Source organism: Burkholderia sp. HI2761 (assembly GCF_002223355.1).
GTDB lineage: Bacteria > Pseudomonadota > Gammaproteobacteria > Burkholderiales > Burkholderiaceae > Burkholderia.
Window position 1 is genome coordinate 456,867 of sequence record NZ_NKFN01000009.1, and the last position, 15,545, is coordinate 472,411.

14 protein-coding genes are annotated in these 15,545 nt (G+C 65.3%); 6 read left to right on the top strand and 8 right to left on the bottom strand.

The window, feature by feature from the left end; all coding sequences use genetic code 11:
* The first annotated feature begins 50 nt into the window (after positions 1 to 50).
* The 5 genes from CFB46_RS33980 (at position 51) to CFB46_RS34000 (ending at position 4,384) form a co-directional block, all read left to right on the top strand.
* Positions 51 to 701, top strand: coding sequence for a GntR family transcriptional regulator (locus CFB46_RS33980; protein ID WP_227789465.1), 651 nt, complete (start codon positions 51 to 53; stop codon positions 699 to 701).
* Positions 702 to 904: 203 nt separating this feature from the next.
* Positions 905 to 1,822: a nucleotidyltransferase domain-containing protein gene (locus CFB46_RS33985; RefSeq protein WP_089502469.1), complete on the top strand. Its 918-nt coding sequence runs from the start codon at positions 905 to 907 to the stop codon at positions 1,820 to 1,822.
* The gene (locus CFB46_RS33990; RefSeq protein WP_027786602.1) at positions 1,815 to 2,582 is read left to right on the top strand and encodes a DUF4149 domain-containing protein; all 768 of its coding nucleotides are present in this window, start codon (positions 1,815 to 1,817) and stop codon (positions 2,580 to 2,582) included. The genes CFB46_RS33985 and CFB46_RS33990 overlap by 8 nt, the downstream gene beginning before the upstream one ends.
* 220 nt (positions 2,583 to 2,802) lie before the next feature.
* Positions 2,803 to 3,465 (top strand): nucleotidyltransferase family protein, encoded by a 663-nt coding sequence (locus CFB46_RS33995; protein ID WP_227789464.1) that lies wholly within the window; start codon positions 2,803 to 2,805, stop codon positions 3,463 to 3,465.
* Positions 3,466 to 3,670: 205 nt separating this feature from the next.
* Positions 3,671 to 4,384: a DUF4396 domain-containing protein gene (locus CFB46_RS34000; protein ID WP_027786603.1), complete on the top strand. Its 714-nt coding sequence runs from the start codon at positions 3,671 to 3,673 to the stop codon at positions 4,382 to 4,384.
* A gap of 64 nt (positions 4,385 to 4,448) precedes the next feature.
* On the opposite strand, the gene CFB46_RS34005 is transcribed toward CFB46_RS34000, so the two are convergent.
* Positions 4,449 to 5,024, bottom strand: a complete 576-nt coding sequence (locus tag CFB46_RS34005) for a DUF308 domain-containing protein (protein WP_027786604.1) — start codon at positions 5,022 to 5,024, stop codon at positions 4,449 to 4,451.
* A gap of 290 nt (positions 5,025 to 5,314) precedes the next feature.
* On the opposite strand from CFB46_RS34005, the gene CFB46_RS34010 reads away from it, so the two are divergent.
* Positions 5,315 to 6,790 carry an HD domain-containing phosphohydrolase gene (locus CFB46_RS34010; RefSeq protein ID WP_027786605.1) on the top strand — a complete coding sequence of 492 codons (1,476 nt, stop codon included), beginning with the start codon at positions 5,315 to 5,317 and terminating at the stop codon, positions 6,788 to 6,790.
* Between the two features lie 131 nt (positions 6,791 to 6,921).
* On the opposite strand, the gene CFB46_RS34015 is transcribed toward CFB46_RS34010, so the two are convergent.
* From CFB46_RS34015 to CFB46_RS34045, 7 genes are all read right to left on the bottom strand, one after another.
* On the bottom strand, positions 6,922 to 8,379 hold the full coding sequence (locus CFB46_RS34015) for an amidase (RefSeq protein ID WP_027786606.1): 1,458 nt from the start codon (positions 8,377 to 8,379) through the stop codon (positions 6,922 to 6,924).
* A 36-nt stretch (positions 8,380 to 8,415) separates the two neighbouring features.
* The gene (locus tag CFB46_RS34020; RefSeq protein WP_027786607.1) at positions 8,416 to 9,648 is read right to left on the bottom strand and encodes an MFS transporter; all 1,233 of its coding nucleotides are present in this window, start codon (positions 9,646 to 9,648) and stop codon (positions 8,416 to 8,418) included.
* 22 nt (positions 9,649 to 9,670) lie between these two features.
* Positions 9,671 to 10,609, bottom strand: coding sequence for a SphA family protein (locus tag CFB46_RS34025; RefSeq protein WP_027786608.1), 939 nt, complete (start codon positions 10,607 to 10,609; stop codon positions 9,671 to 9,673).
* A gap of 78 nt (positions 10,610 to 10,687) precedes the next feature.
* Entirely contained in the window at positions 10,688 to 11,698 is a 1,011-nt protein-coding gene (locus tag CFB46_RS34030; protein WP_034185530.1) for a helix-turn-helix domain-containing protein, read from the bottom strand.
* 234 nt (positions 11,699 to 11,932) lie between these two features.
* Positions 11,933 to 13,405: an NAD-dependent succinate-semialdehyde dehydrogenase gene (locus CFB46_RS34035; RefSeq protein WP_027786610.1), complete on the bottom strand. Its 1,473-nt coding sequence runs from the start codon at positions 13,403 to 13,405 to the stop codon at positions 11,933 to 11,935.
* 109 nt (positions 13,406 to 13,514) lie between these two features.
* Positions 13,515 to 14,006, bottom strand: coding sequence for an Lrp/AsnC family transcriptional regulator (locus CFB46_RS34040; RefSeq protein ID WP_027786611.1), 492 nt, complete (start codon positions 14,004 to 14,006; stop codon positions 13,515 to 13,517).
* Positions 14,007 to 14,091: 85 nt separating this feature from the next.
* Positions 14,092 to 15,492, bottom strand: a complete 1,401-nt coding sequence (locus CFB46_RS34045) for an aspartate aminotransferase family protein (protein WP_027786612.1) — start codon at positions 15,490 to 15,492, stop codon at positions 14,092 to 14,094.
* Positions 15,493 to 15,545: the final 53 nt, after the last annotated feature.

Below are 15,545 nucleotides of genomic sequence, written 5' to 3' on the forward strand. Positions count from 1 at the left end.
GCCTCCGATTTTGTTACAATTTAATAGATAATATATGCATGGTGGTCGGCATGAACTTTGAAGTCAAGGAGGATCGCTCGCTGGCCGATCGGATCGCCGTCGCGCTGGGGGACCGCATCATCTCGGGCGTCATCGCGCCGGGGGAGTGGCTGCGTCAGGACCACATCGCGGCGGAGTTCGGGGCGAGTCATGTGCCGGTACGCGAGGCGTTCAGACGCCTGGAAGCGCAGGGGCTGGCCGTGGTGGAACCGCGGCGAGGCGTGCGGGCGGCGCCGCTCGAGCCGGCGGACGTGCTTGAAATGGCAAAGATGCGTGCTGCTTTCGAGGGGCTGGCGCTGCGCGAGGCGATTTCCGCTCTCGACGCACGTGCGCTGGAGGAACTCGATGCGATCCTCGATCAGGAGGCGGCGGCGCATGGTATAGCCGTGCTGGGTACGCTGAACCTGAGATTTCATCGCGCACTGACCGCGCGGTGCGGGATGCCGCGGCTCGTCGACGCGATTGGCGACATGCATCGCGCAAGCGCACGGCATTTGTACGCGACGTGGCAGCAACTTGACTGGCACGATCGCTCGAACGACGAGCATCGGAACATCGTCCGGGCGATACGTGATGGGGATGTGGACGCAGCGTGTGCGGCCTTGTCCTCGCATATTCTGGCTGCGGGGGACGCACTGGCTCAGGCGTTGCGCAGGCGGTAGAGGGATGCAGGTCGAGACGGGGGCGTCAAGCGGTCCCAAAGGCCGGTTTTGGGAATGGCTGGCGTCTTCTGCGGGTTGGTTATAGCTGAACGCGTGGGGCGGCATTCGGCTAGTTCCAGTCGTTCGCAGCCGCTTCAGACTGGCACTGGAACGTCAGCTGCACCGCACTAAGCGGCCACCAACGTCGTGCCAGTCCAAGTGCAATGACGATCCTGCGGGCTTATAATCTTCCGACAACAAATCGGGGGCTCTACGTGGCATACACCGTAGACGGAGCATTCGCGGAGTTTTACGACGAGATCAATCTTTCAGGCGACTTCCGCGCGTTAGCGTCGGCGCGCCGGGATCACATTTTCAATCTACTCGGTAATCGATTCCACTTGATCGATGCTTTCGCTGGCGGCTCAATCCCCAAATACACAGCGCTTCATGGCCGTGCTGACATGGACATCTTTGTCGTCCTCCACTATGGGAAGCACTGCGCCGGCCGTCTTCCCTCGCAAGTATTACTTGATATCCGAACCGCGCTATCGGGCAAGGAGCGCGTTAGGCGCAACGGACAAGCGGTGACGCTTCGCTACACTGCTTTTCCTGACGTCGACGTCGTTCCCGTGTATTTCACAAGTCACGATGGTCAGCGATATGAAGATGCGCAGTATCTGAACGTGCCCGACATGAACACGGAGACATGGATCCGCTCGATGCCGAAGCTACATACGGCACGCGTCGAGCAAGCTGCGGCTGCATATGGTAAATATTTTCGGCGCGCCATAAAGATGATGAAGTACTGGAATTGGAAGCACGGAGATATATTGCGAAGCTTCCACATTGAGGCGCTTGCGGTGCTGTTTCTCGGAATAGGCGATTGCAGCAGCCTGCCGCTCGCCCTTCACAGATTTTTTGATGCAGTACATGGCAGTGTTTTGACAGCCGTGCATTACGACGGGGCGCGCATCGACGATTACCTAACGGCGCAAGATCGGATTGGACTCTCCGACAGACTTCGTAGCGCGTGCACCCACGCAAACTCGGCGTGGCTGAATGGTTTTCTCGGCAACCACGAGTTTGCAATAGCCGAATGGCGAGCGATTTTCGGAGATCCCTATCCTTCTTATGGCTAACAATCAGCGTCACGACCCTATTCGCGCTACGTACTATCGCCCCGTCGAAATCGGCGAAGCCTTCGGTGAGTGGCTGTTCTGGATCACAACTGGGCTGTCGGCGACCCTGATTCTCGTTGACCGAGCCACCCACGCGCAGTTGTACGATAGGCTGCAAATGGGTCTGGTCATTGCAGCGGTTCTGGCGTTTATCATCGGCACCGCAGTCAGACTCTATCTTCAACCCCGTGCATTAGCCGCAAGATCCGCTGACTTGATATCTCAGAGCTTTGGAGTAGCGTTGTCGCATGAGACGACTGTCGGATACTACAATAATCAAATGCCGGCTGGCCACAGAAGGTTGGCGGCAATGGCGCTAGAAAACGCGTTCTTTAGCAAGGAAATCTCTAAATCAATGCTCAGGTTTGAACGGTTCCGCGCCGGAGTTGCGCTCCTGATATTTATTTTTTTGATGAGAGAGGACGATCTTGCATTTGGGGCGATTGCTGCTGCTACCGTGTTTGGTGAGCAAGTCATAGTGCGTTATCTACGACTAGAATGGTTTCGCAGTCGCTGCGAATCAATTTATAAACAGCTTCACGACTTGTTTCTCCACAATCCAACAGATCCGACTTTCACCGCCGAGACGATTGGTGGCCTGAACTCATACGAGTCTGGAAAGGCCATGGCGGGAGTAACACTTTCTGACCGAATTTTCAAAAAACGCAATGCCGACCTGTCGACACAGTGGGATGTCATTAAGCAGACACTGAGGCTCTAACTGGAGCAGTTGACACTTGTACATACTCGGGTGTTACCGCATCGTGTGGCCCCTCGTGCGCCGATGCGGCGAGTCGATCGTTGAGTGACGACGAAACCGAGATTTTCGGCACCCCACAGCAAATACATTCTCGCGATATTACCCGAGAACTTGTTCCATGCGGTGCCACCGGAATTGCCAAAAATGCCAGCACTCCCCTAAGTTTGGAGCGAAGATTTACATGAACTCTTATGAAAAACTGATTGGAATAGCCAGTCGTTCCACTTGGTGTATGTCTGCATTATCGGCGGTACGCGAGATGCAGCTGGATTCGTGGTGCATCGGTGGAGGAGCGATTCGCAATCTGGTGTGGGATTCACTCCACGGATATGAGACTCCAACATACCTACCAGATGTCGATGTGGCGTATTTCGACTCGTCCGATCTGTCTTCAACTCGCGACGCGGAGATTCAACAGCGACTCGCCGCAAGGTGTCCTGAGATTCCCTGGGAAGTCACCAACCAAGCGGCTGTTCATCTATGGTTTGAGAGTGTATTCGGCCACCCGGTGCCACCATTGACTTCCTTGGCAGAAGCTATCGCATCGTGGCCGGAGTACGCGACGGCAGTCGGATTATCCCTTCTCCAGGATGGGACAATTGATGTTTGCGCGCCGCACGGCGTCGACGATCTTTTTTCTATGGTTATACGACGCAACCCGACGCGCGTCAGCATCGAGACATACCGTAGACGGATCGAGCAAAAAAATACTGCGACCGCTGGCCCCGCGTTACGGTTGTCAGCTAGCCACGATGAGCAAGCCACGCCACCGCCCGAATGTCGGACATTGTCAAGAAGCCGTTGTACCGTCGGTGTAAAGACGGTTGCCCGTTTGAGTCCGTGAGCAGCCACTGAGCGCGCGTTCGCTCGACAGACCGCTTCGGGTCGGAAGTCGCCGGTCGGCCGCACCGGGTGCCGACCGGCGACTTCCGGCCAAGAGACGACACTCGGCCAAGTGAATCGGCGGACCTGACGACGGAAAGCTTCATCCGGCGAACGGAACGTGCCTTGCTGGGTGTTTGGCATTTGACTCGCCAGCAGGAATATCGATGATTTACGGAACCTTTCCACCTTGGCTGCATACGCTATCGGTCACATCGATCATTTTGGGTGCGGCCTGTGCCGTTGCAATCGTCGTTGACGAAGCTCGACACCCTCAGAAGATGTGGATCATGAACGTCGTCTGGCCCCTGACGGCGTTGTTCGGGACGGTCTTGTGGGTTGCCGCCTACTACGTGTGGGGACGGAATGTCACTGACGCGGGACACGAGGTCGACGAGCAGCCGTTCGTCGCGATGGTGATGAAAGGCACGAGTCACTGCGGCGCGGGCTGTACGCTCGGAGACATCGTTGTCGAGTGGTCGGCTTTTGCCTTCCCCGCCTTGGCAGTCTGGTTCGGGTGGCACACGGTGTTTGATGAAAAAACGTTTGCTGTCTGGATCCCCGATTTCATCGTCGCCTTTCTGTTCGGCATCGTTTTTCAGTACTTCACTATCAAACCGATGCGGGGGCTCTCGGCACGCGCAGGTTTGATTGCGGCCGTCAGAGCGGATATCGCGTCGATTACCGCGTGGCAGGTCGGCATGTACGGCGTTATGGCCATCATCCAGTTCCTGTGGTTCAAGCCGGCTTACGGCGGTATCGCGAAAGTTGCGAGCCCCGAATTCTGGTTCGCCATGCAGCTCGCGATGCTTGCAGGATTCGCCACCAGCTATCCCGTCAACTGGTGGCTGATCAATTCGGGTATGAAGGAAAAAATGTAAGGGTCCTGACCGCAAGCACAGCGAAGGTGGCTTGTCGCGTGACATCTTCATTTCGACCGAAGGCTCACGACACCCTACGCCGCATCCCCCGCACCTGCAGCCAGATGGCGGATATCAGGAAATAAAGCGCACCCACTCCCGCATAGCCTGCGATCTTCACGATCGCCGGCGGCATTGGCGCGTGGCTTTGCAAAATGAAGAACAACCCAGCCAACGCCGATTGCGCACCGCTCAGTATCATCACCCACTGGGCGCCGGCATGCTTCCAGCGCCGGACGGCGGTGCCGAGCTGCAGCGCGCCGGAGAGAATCGCCCAGACGCCGAACACCGCGAGTACCGCGTGCGTGCCCGCATTCAACGCCGGAAATACCGCCAGTGTCGTGACGGCGCTGATCGCGACGTTGATCGCCTGCGTGCGGTTTGCCGCCGTCCCGCCGCTGCGGGACAGGTCGACGAAATTGGCGAGTGCATCCCAGGCCGGATAAACGACCAGCAGGACCGCCGCGCCGGCCGCGCTTTGCCGGCCGACGGAAAACGCCAGTGCGACCCAGATCAGCGAGAATATCGCCCTGGAAAAGTAGTACCGCTTCAGCCATGGTTCGTCGGCAAGGGCACGGAATTCGGGGTAACGATCAACCATTTGCACTCCTTCTTACATCGAATCGTCGTTGCGGCCGGTGCGCAAGGTGTCCGCCATGCGGATGCCGATGTGGCGCCGACCGAATCTCCAGTGCGCCGAGTATCGCAATCGTCCAGGCCTCCCGCTATCGGTCAGATGTCCGATGGCGAAGTCCGCCGGCCGTCTGCGCCGATGCGGGCCAACCTCGCGCCGGCGTGGCCACGGTGAGCCGCCACGCGCATGCTCGTGCATGACACGACGCCGTCGCGTATGATCGTTTTCCCGTCCTCGCGAATGTCTCTGCCCACCCGATGTCCGACGCCGAAGCCCGTCACGCCCCGCTGCGCATATTCGACGCCGTACGCGCGCTGGCCTTCATCGGCGATCTCAGCATGGGGCAGCCGACCGACCATTCGCCGCGCACCGGCTGGCTGGCGTCACGGCTCGCGCACGCGGCACGATTCGATGCATCGGTGTGCGACACGGCGCGCGAGGTGGCGCTGTTGCGCTGGTCGGGCTGCACGGCGAACGCGGCGGGTTTCGCGCAGGTATTCGGCGACGACGTCGCGATCCGCGCCGCGATGCTCGAGAGCCGGTCCGGCATCGCCGAAGCGATCGGCGGCGCGGGCGTCGCGATGATCCCGCTCGCGCAGATTCATTGCGAAGTCTCGGGCGAGGTTGCACGAATACTCGGTCTGCCCCACGCGACGGAAACCGCGCTGCGGCATATTTTCGAAAGCTGGGACGGCAACGGGCTGCCCGCACGGCTCGCGCGGGAAGAGGTGCCGGCCGCCGTGTCGATCGTCGCGCTTGCGGGCGATCTCGACGTGTTCAGCCGCACGTACGGCGTCGAGCGGGCCCTCGAATTGATCGGGCAACGGGCGGGGGCACGCTATCCGGCCGTGCTCGTCGACACGGCTGCGCGCGACGCAACGCGCTGGCTGGCGGCGCTCGAGCACATGACGTCCGCCGAACTGGACGCCGCATTGGCCACGCCGGACATGCAGGGCGCGACGTCCGCTGAATTGATTGCGGACGTCATCGATCTGAAACTGCCGTGGATGACGGGTTTTTCGCGTGCGGTCGCCGCGACGGCGGCCGCCTGTTACGGCCGTCTCTCGTCGGACGAGGCAGCGCGCGAACGCGTGTACCGCGCGGGGCTGATCCATGGCATCGGCAGGGCCGCGGTGCCGAACGACGTGTGGAATCTGCCGGCGCGGCTGCCTGCGAGCGCATGGGAAAAGGTGCGGCTCGTGCCGTACTGGACCGAACGCGCCGGCAGGCAGACCGGCGCGCTCGGCGAAGCCGCGGTGCTTGCTTCGTATGCCTACGAACGGCAGGACGGCTCGGGCTATTTTCGCGGCGTGCGTGACGCGGCGCTGACGCTGGAAGCGCGCGTGCTGGCGGCGTCGCTGGCATGGGTCGCGTTGCGCTCGGCGCGCCCGTGGCGCGCGGCGCTGAGCGATGCGGCCGCCGCCGGCCAGTTGCAGGAAGAAGCGGCGCGCGGCCGGCTATGCGGCGAAGTGGTGGCCGCGCTCGTGACGAATGGGGCGCCCGCGCTCCGGCGCACCGTCACGCGTCCGTCGCCCGCTGGCCCGCGCCTGTCCGCGCGGGAAATCGACGTCCTGCGGGCGATTTCCCGCGGCGCGAGCAACAAGCAGGTCGCGCAGGCGCTCGCGATGAGTCCGAGCACGGTGCGAACCCATGTCGAAAAGGCGTTTCGCAAGCTCGAATGTTCGACACGCGCCGCGGCGACCCTCAAGGCGTCGGCGCTGGGGCTGCTCTGACGCGATCCGAGACGCGGATTCGCGTTCGCGCGGCTGGTGCACCGGCTGCGCCGGGCGCCGATGATCGTGGCACGCGCGGCACGCGACGATCAACCTGGGTGCCGCCATCCCGTCGCCTGCCGCCGGACCATTCACGCACCCGACGGCCCGACGCGAACCAGCGGGGCACGCTCGGCCCACGGTGCGGCGCGTTCGAGCTGGGCGGCGAGCGAGAACAACAGCGACTCCGCGCCGAAGGCCCCCGCGAAATGGCTGCCGATCGGCAAGCCTTGCTCGTCCCAGTAAAGCGGCACCGACATCGCCGGCTGGCCGGTCGCGTTGAACCACGCGGTGAACGGCGAAAACCGGTGCGACCGATCGATGACGTCGCTCAACGATTGCGCGGCGTCCACCGTCGCGAGTGCGGCCGGCGGCAGCGGCGGCATCGCGAGCGTCGGCGTCAGCAACACGTCGTAGCGTTCCATCAGCCGGCCGAACGTCCTGCCCAACGCATGGATCCAGTCGACCGCGCCCGCGTATTCGGCGCCGCTCACGTTGCCTTTTTCGCGCAGGATGATGCGGGTGCGCGCCTCGATTTCGTCGTCGCGCACCGGCGCGCGTCGCTGGGTGCCGATCGTGTCGAGCAGCGCGCGCGTTTGCGCGCCGATGATCGTGAACACGTGGCCATAGAAAGCGGCCGAATCGACGGGACTGCCGAGCGGCTCGACGTCGTGTCCGAGCGAGCGCAGCAACGCGACGGTATGTTCCAGTGCAGCCCGGCATGCCGGATGAAGCGGCCAGGGCGGCGCTTGCTCGATCACGGCGATTCTCAGCGGCCGGGGATCGTGCTGCGTGGCCGCGAGAAACGTGTCGGCCTGATGCGGCGCCGCATACGGCGCACCGGTATCGGCGCCGGCGGTCAGGTCGAGCAGGGCGGCGCTGTCGCGAACCGAGCGCGTGATCGCGTGGTTGATGCCCATGCCGGCCCATCCCTCGCCGATCATCGGGCCATTCGGCGTTCGGCCGCGCGTCGGCTTCAATCCGAACACGCCGCAGCAGGACGCGGGTACCCGCAGCGAGCCGCCGCCGTCGTTGCCGTGCGCGAACGGGAGCACGCGAGCGGCGACGAGCGCCGCCGCCGCGCCGCTCGATCCGCCGGCGCTCACCTGCGGATTCCAGGGGTTGCGCGTGATGCCGAAGCGTGCCGACGACGTGCAATACGACGTGCCCAGCTCCGGCGACAGCGACGTGCCCGCGATCGGTATGCCCGCGCGCCGCAGGCGGGCCACGAGTTCGCCGTCGAAGTCGGGCCGGTAGTCGCCGAACAGGAACGATCCGTTCGACATCCGCGCACCGCGCACCGGCATGAACAGGTCCTTGATCAGCGTCGGGACGCCGGCGAGCACGCTTTCGTGCCCGGTGACGGACGACGCGGCCTGTCTTGCCGTGTCGTCGAGGCGTTCCGCCACGGCATTCAGCGTGGGGTCGAGCGCGTCGAGACTGGCGAGCACGGCGTCCAGCAATTCGGTCGGTTTCACTTCTTTGGCTCGAACGAGCGCCGCGAGCGCGATGCCGTCGTGCGTGGCGATGAGCGTCTGAAAGTCTTTCATGGGTTTATCGTTCAGGAACAGGAAAACATGAATGGGTCATTCGTCGTCGCGGCGGCGACACGCCGGTAACGACCACGACAACGCCGCGACGGCCGTGCCTGCCGCAATCGCGAACACCGCCGCGCGTAGCCCGCCGAATGCGTGCGCGCAGCCCAGCACGACGAGCGGGCTGACGAACTGACCCAGATAGAGCGCGGCCGTGAAACCGCCCAGGCCGCGGCCGCGCATCGCGAGCGACAGCGTGCGCATCAGCGGCAGGATGGCGTTGGGCACCAGCATGCCGCCGCCGAAGCCGTGAATCACGACCGCCACGACGATGGCCGGCACCGTATGCGCGCGGGCCAGCAGCGTCAGGCCCGCCGCGAGCAGCGCAAGGAGCACGACGTTGACGAAGCGGCGGCCGATCGCGTCGCGCAACCATGGCCACGCGATCGAACCGGCCAGCGTCGACAGCAGGCCGACGCCCGCTACCGCGCCGATCATCGTCGACGATCGCTGGCCGATGTCGACCATCAACTGAGGCATCTGCACCGGCACCACGAACGAGCTGATCATGCCGATGCAGATCAGCACGTAGCCGACCGCGAGCGTCCGCCCGAGCGTTCCATGGGCCGGCGGCGTGCCGTGGTCGGCCGGCTGCGCGGGCTGACCCTCGCGCAGCGGTTCCCACAGCACGGTCGCAATCGCCGGCAGCAGCAGGATCGGCAACAGATAGAGATAGAACGGATAGCGCCACGCGTGCTCGCCGGCCGCGCCGCCGAGCACGAAAAACACCGTGCCGACGATACCGATCGTGACGACCTGCCGGTTCACGTAGCGCACCCGTTGCTCGCCATGCCAGTAATCGCCGATCAGCGTCGTGCAGCACGTCATCACGCACGCTTCGGCCGCGCCGAGCGCGAACCGGCAGACGAGGATCGCGGTGAGGCTGTCGAGCCACGCCGGCGCGGCGCCGACCAGCCCGTACACGAGCGTCGCGAGCAACAGCAGCATCTTGCGTCCGACGCGATCGGCCAGCCAGCCGGCGAGCGGCGCGCACAGCGCGATCGCGAGGGCGGGGCCCGTCGCGACGAGCGGAACGAGCGCGGCCAGCCGCGGGTCGGCCGGCACGAATTCGGCCGCGAGTTTTGGCAGGACCGGCGCGATCATGACCGCGCCCATCACCGTGAGACTGCTGCCGAGCAGCAGCACGGCACCCTGGCTTGCGCCGGCCTGTCGGGCGGCACGCGTACAGGGCGGCGCGGATTGCGTTGAAGAAAGCGGATTCATCGACAGCTCCCGAATCGGAACATCAGAACGACAGCGCGGCACGTAGCGCGATCTGGTAACCCTGCGCGCGGTTTTGCGCGCCGAATTCCTTGTAGGCATGCAGCCAGACGGCGGGCTTGCCGGGCTCGACGTAGCTGATCGCCGGGCCGAGCGCGTTCACGCGCGCGCGGTTGCCGTCGATGGTCGGGCCGTGGTCGTTGCTCAACTGCCGCTCGAGGTAGCCGCCCAGGCCCACCGTGAACGCGCCGACGTGCTGGCCGAGCGCGAATTCCTGGCGGAATCCGGTGCCGCTGCGATAGTTCGTTGCATGGTTCGTCGTGTTCTGATCGATCTCGATGCTGGTCGAGATTTCGAAGCCGCCGTCGGTGATGTAGGTCGCGCCGACGATCGGCGAGAAGGTCCAGTGATTGACGCCGGGATTGAAGAGACGGGTGGCGCGATACGCGCCCGTCGGCGCTTGCACCTGCAGGGCGACGTTGACGTACAGATTCGGCGATGTCCACGCGAGGATCAGCGGCTGGAAGTCCGCATCGCCGATGTTGGTCGGATCGGCGGACATCGCGAGCGTGCCCGCGGGCGTCGGCACGTTCACGTGTCCGTTCAGGTTCAGGAACGGCACGACCGCGCCGAAGCCGACGTTCGCGCCGAACAGTTTCGCGTTCGTCATCCGGATATACGCGACGCTCCACGACGCGACCGTCAGCGAGAAGTCGGCGTTGCCGCCGTTGCGGATCGTGCGGGTCGAGTAGTACGCGAAGCGCGTGGCGAGCGTGCCGTTCGGCGTGGGCGGCGGCATGATGCCCGCGCCGAAATCGAATACGCCGAACGGCGTGATCGGGCCGTCGCTTTCGAGCGCCCGGGCGTTCTGGCATGCGAGCGTGGCCGCCAATGCGCCGATCGCGACGGCGGTGGTGCGTGTGCGGCAGCGCCGCACGCCGTGCGGACGTCTGAGGATTTCCATCGTGCCGTTCCCCGTACAGTTGAAATGTGTACGGAGTCTAGGAACGTCAAAATCCGGGGCGTTATCCGCTTTTGGTAATTATCGTGACGGGCGTTTGAGCGTGTCGGACGGCAGTTCCCCGAACAGTTCCCGGTAGTGCGACGCGAACCGGCTCAGGTGCCAGAAACCCCAGCGGCACGCGACGTCGCTGACCGATGCGCTTGCGGGAGAATGCTCGCGCAGCTCGCGGCGCACCGCGTTCAGCCGCAGCACGCGCAGGTACCACGCGGGGTGCGTGCCGAGGATTTCCTCGAAGCAATACTGCAGTTTGCGCCGGCTCGCACCGACTTCGCGACACACGTCGAGCACCGTCAGCGCCACACCGGGCCGCGACGCGACGAGTTCGCGCACGCGATCGACGACGCGGCGACGCGCGGACGGATCGAGCCGGACGGGGCGGCCGGCCGCCTCCATCGCGTGCACGAGTTCGACCAGAATGGCGTCGTGCAGCGTCTTGCGCGTTTGCGGCCGCGCGAGCGGGCGCTCCGGCGTATCGGCCGCCCCGAAGCCGGCCATCAGCAACGCTGTCAGCGCGTCGTGGCGCGCGGCGGGCACCCGCAGGATGCTGGTTTCGCTCGACGATACGCCGTCGCCATCATTGTCCCGATCGCCGAGCCACGCCAACCGGTGCAGCGTGTCGCTGGGCACCGTCAACAGCACGACGTCCTGATGGTCGGGCGTGCGCAACTCCGGCAGCGACGTGCCGCCGGAGACGAGCAACGCCTTGTCGCGCAGCGGCGCGCCGCCGCAGAAGCCGGCGCCGGCGGTTTCCAGCGGGATGCTGAACGACGTCTTGCCGGCGCACTGGTCGCCGCGCTTGAGCAGCGCGCGGTTCACGCGTTCGCGCAGCAATTGCATGCCGTCGAAGCGGATTTCGTGCAGCGTTCCATGGAACGGCCCCGGCGACAGCTGATCGAGCCGGATCGACCAGCCGTGCGTGCATTCCGCGTGGGTATCGACGTCCTCGCTGGAGAAGCGCCGGATCAACGGCAGCGCGTCGGGCGCGGTGTCGGCGAGGCCTGCGGCGAGCGGCTGCGGAGCGGAATGCATGGCGAGCGGGGCGATGGAGGAGGCGTCCGCCGACAATGCGCACACAAATTCCGGTTGGCAATGCGTTTTTACCCGGGGCCGGGGCCGTGGCTGCGGTCGCGCCGCGGATGGCGCGGCGGGCACGCGCGATTCGGCATGACGTCAGCACCGACCGCTTCGTCGCGCCCGAATCCGTAAGGCATGCCGGCGGGAGCGGCACGCCCGACGGGAAATCGAACGCGCGGCGACACCGGTTCAGTCGAGCCCGCCTTGGCACAGATACTTGATCGACAGATAATCGTCGAGGCCGTAGCGCGAGCCCTCGCGACCATAGCCCGATTCCTTCACGCCGCCGAACGGCGCGGCCTCGCTCGCGAGCGCGCCTTCGTTGATCCCGACGATCCCCGTTTCGAGCCGCGCCGACACGCGCGCGATGCGCCGCACGTCCTGCGTGTAGAAATAGGCGGCGAGTCCGAACGGCGTGTCGTTCGCGGCGTCGACGGCGTCGTCCTCGGACTCGAAGCGAAACAGCGCGGCGACCGGGCCGAAGGTTTCCTCGCAGGTGAGCCGCATGTCGGCGGTGGCGTCGGCGAGCACCGTCGGCGCGTAATAGTTCGGCCCGAGTTCGGTCAGGCGCTGGCCGCCCGTCAGCACGCGTGCGCCGCGTTCGACGGCATCGCCGACGTGGCGCGCGATCTTGTCGACCGCACGCGCGTTGATCATCGGGCCGATCTGCGCGGCCGGGTCGGTCGCCGGCGCGACCTTCAGCGCGGCGACGCGCGCCGCGAGCTTCGCGGCGAATGCGTCGTAGACGCCGGCCTGCACGTACACGCGATTCGGCGACACGCACGTTTGCCCGCCGTTGCGGAACTTGGCGGCCATCAGCCCGTCGACCGCGGCATCGAGCTCGGCGTCGTCGAACACGATGAACGGCGCATTGCCGCCGAGCTCCAGCGACAGCTTCTTCAACGTCGCCGCGGATTCGCGCGCGAGCAGCTTGCCGACGGGCGTCGAGCCGGTGAACGTGATCTTGCGCACGCGGCCGTCGGCGAGCCAGTCGGCGGCGGCGTCGATGCCGCGTTCGCGCGACGCGGCGATCAGGTTCAGCACGCCGGGCGGCACGCCGGCTTCCTGCGCGAGAAACGCGAGCGCGAGCGCGGTCAGCGGCGTGTCCTCCGCCGGCTTCGCGACGACCGTGCAGCCGGCCGCGAGCGCGGGAGCGATCTTGCGCGCGATCATCGCGAGCGGAAAATTCCACGGCGTGATCGCGGCGACGACGCCGATCGGTTCCTTCACCGCACTCAGCCGCTTGCCGCGCTGCTGCTGCGGGATCAGGTCGCCGTACGTGCGCGTCGCTTCCTCCGCGAACCACAGCACGTACGACGCACCGTACGCGACTTCGCCGCGCGCTTCGGCAAGCGGCTTGCCCTGTTCGCGCGACATCAGCTTCGCCAGATCGTCGGTGTGGGCGATGATCGCCGCATGCCATGCACGCAGGATCGCGGCCCGTTCGCGCGCGGGCGTCGCGCGCCATGCGGGCAGCGCGCGTGCCGCGGTGTCGGTTGCCGCGCGTGCGTCGGCGGCGCCGCTGTCGGGTGCGTGGGCAACGGTCTCGAGCGTGGCCGGATCGGTGACGGCGAAGCGGCGGCCGTCGAGCGCATCGCGCCAGGCGCCGTCGATCAGATTGGCGGTGCGAACGAGTTCGGTTCGGGACAGCGTAAGCGGCATGACAGGTCCTTGAATGAAGCGGTTCGGCGACGACGGCGGCGCGGCGCGGGCGCGACTCCGCCCACGCGGACAGCCGGCTGCCGCGTGACGGAGCGACGCACGCCGAGTATCAGTGGCGTTCGCCGAACAGCGATTCGAGCGGGTAGTGCCGTTTGACGAACGGCGACTTGATGATCACGTAACTGAAATACTTCTCGATGCCGATGTTCTGCTCGAGCAGCCCTTCGACGATCGTCTGGTAATGGCTCACGCTGCGCGTGATGAACTTCAGCAGGTAGTCGTAGCCGCCGCTCGCGAGGTGGCATTCGACGATCTCGTCGACGTTGCGGATCGCCGCGACGAAACGCTCGAAATCCTCGCGCCGGTGGTCGGCCAGCGTGACCTCCGTAAACACGACCTGCACGTCGCCGAGTTTCTCGAGCTGGATGTGCGCGCCGTAGCCGCCGATGTAGCCGGCCTTCTCGAGCCGCTTCACGCGGATCAGGCATGGACTGGGCGACAGCCCGACCGCATCGGCCAGCTCGACGTTGGTCATGCGGCCGCGCTTTTGCAACTGGGAGAGGATGCGCAGGTCGATGCGATCCAGCTTGCTGTCCGTCATGTTCACGTGAAAGGGCAAAAATGGAATGTCCGGTTACTTTAGAGTCGAACGATGGCGGCCACAAGCCCGGCTTTCCCTTGGCCTGTCAGGCCGGCTGCGCGTGCGCGGCGTCGAGCGCACGCTGCACGCCCGGGTCGGCCAGCACGTCGTCGAGCGTCTTGCGCAAGCGTTCGAACAGCAGGTCGAACTCGCCCGCGGTGAAACTCAGGGCCGGCGCGAAGCCGAGCACGCCGTCGCCGAACGCGCGAAACACCACGCCGTTCGCGTACGCGGCGGCCGCGATCCTGTCCGGCACGTTCAGCGCCGCGTCGAAGCGCGTCTTGCGGGTCTTGTCGGTCACCAGTTCGAGTGCGCCGAGCAGGCCGACCGAACGTGCGTCGCCGACGAGCGGATGCGCGCGCAGTGCGTCGAGCCCCGCGGCGAAGCGCGGCGCCATCGCCTGGCCGTTCGCGAGCAACCCGCCTTCGTGATAGAGCTTCAGCACCTCGAGGCCGATCGCCGCGCTGACCGGGTGCGCGGAATACGTATAGCCGTGGCCGACCACGGGCGCATCGGCGTGCTGGCCCGCGATCCCTTCGTAGATCTCGTCGGACATCAGCACCGCGCCCATCGGCGCATAGCCGGCGGTCAGGCCTTTCGCGACGGTCATCAGGTCCGGATCGACCTGCTCGGCCTCGCATGCGAACAGCGGGCCCGTGCGGCCGAAGCCGGTGATCACCTCGTCGGCGACGAACAGGATGCCGAGGCGCCGGCACGCGTCGCGCATCGCCTTCAGCCAGCCGGCCGGCGGCACGATCACGCCGCCGGAACCCTGCACCGGTTCGCAGAAGAAGGCGGCGACGTTGTCCGCGCCGAGTTCGGCGACCTTCGCTTCGAGCGCGGCGACCGACGCGGCGATCAGCGCCTGCGGATCGTCGCCGAGCGGATGGCGGTACGGGTAGGGCGACGGAATATGGTGCTGGTCCGCGCGCGGCAGGTCGAAATGACGGTGGAACGCCGGCAGCGCGGTGAGGCCGGCGCCGATCGACGACGAGCCGTGATAGCCGCGTTCGAGCGCGATCATCTGCTTTTTCGACGGGCGGCCGGTGGCGTTGAAATAGTGCGTGATGAAACGCACCGCCGAGTCGACCGCGTCCGAGCCGCCGAGCGTGAAGTACACGCGGTTCAGCGACGGCGGGGCGAGCGCGGCGAGCCGTTCGGCGAGTTCGATCGCCGGCTGCGAGCCGAAATGGAAATAACCGGTCGCGTAAGGCAGCTTCGCCATCTGGTCGGCGGCGGCTTTCACGATGCTGTCGCGGCCGTAGCCGACGTTCACGCACCACAGGCCCGAGAACGCGTCGAGTAGCGTGTGGCCCGCGGCGTCGCGCAGGAACACGCCGTCCGCGGATTCCAGCACGGTGACGCCGCGCGCCTCGTGCGCACGGTAATTGACGACGGGGTGGATCAGGTGTTGACGATCGGCTTCGATCAGCGCGGCTTGGTTCATGGGAGGGCGGGACTCTCGTCAGGTGTCAGCGGTGAGTTCATGCTACCGGGCGA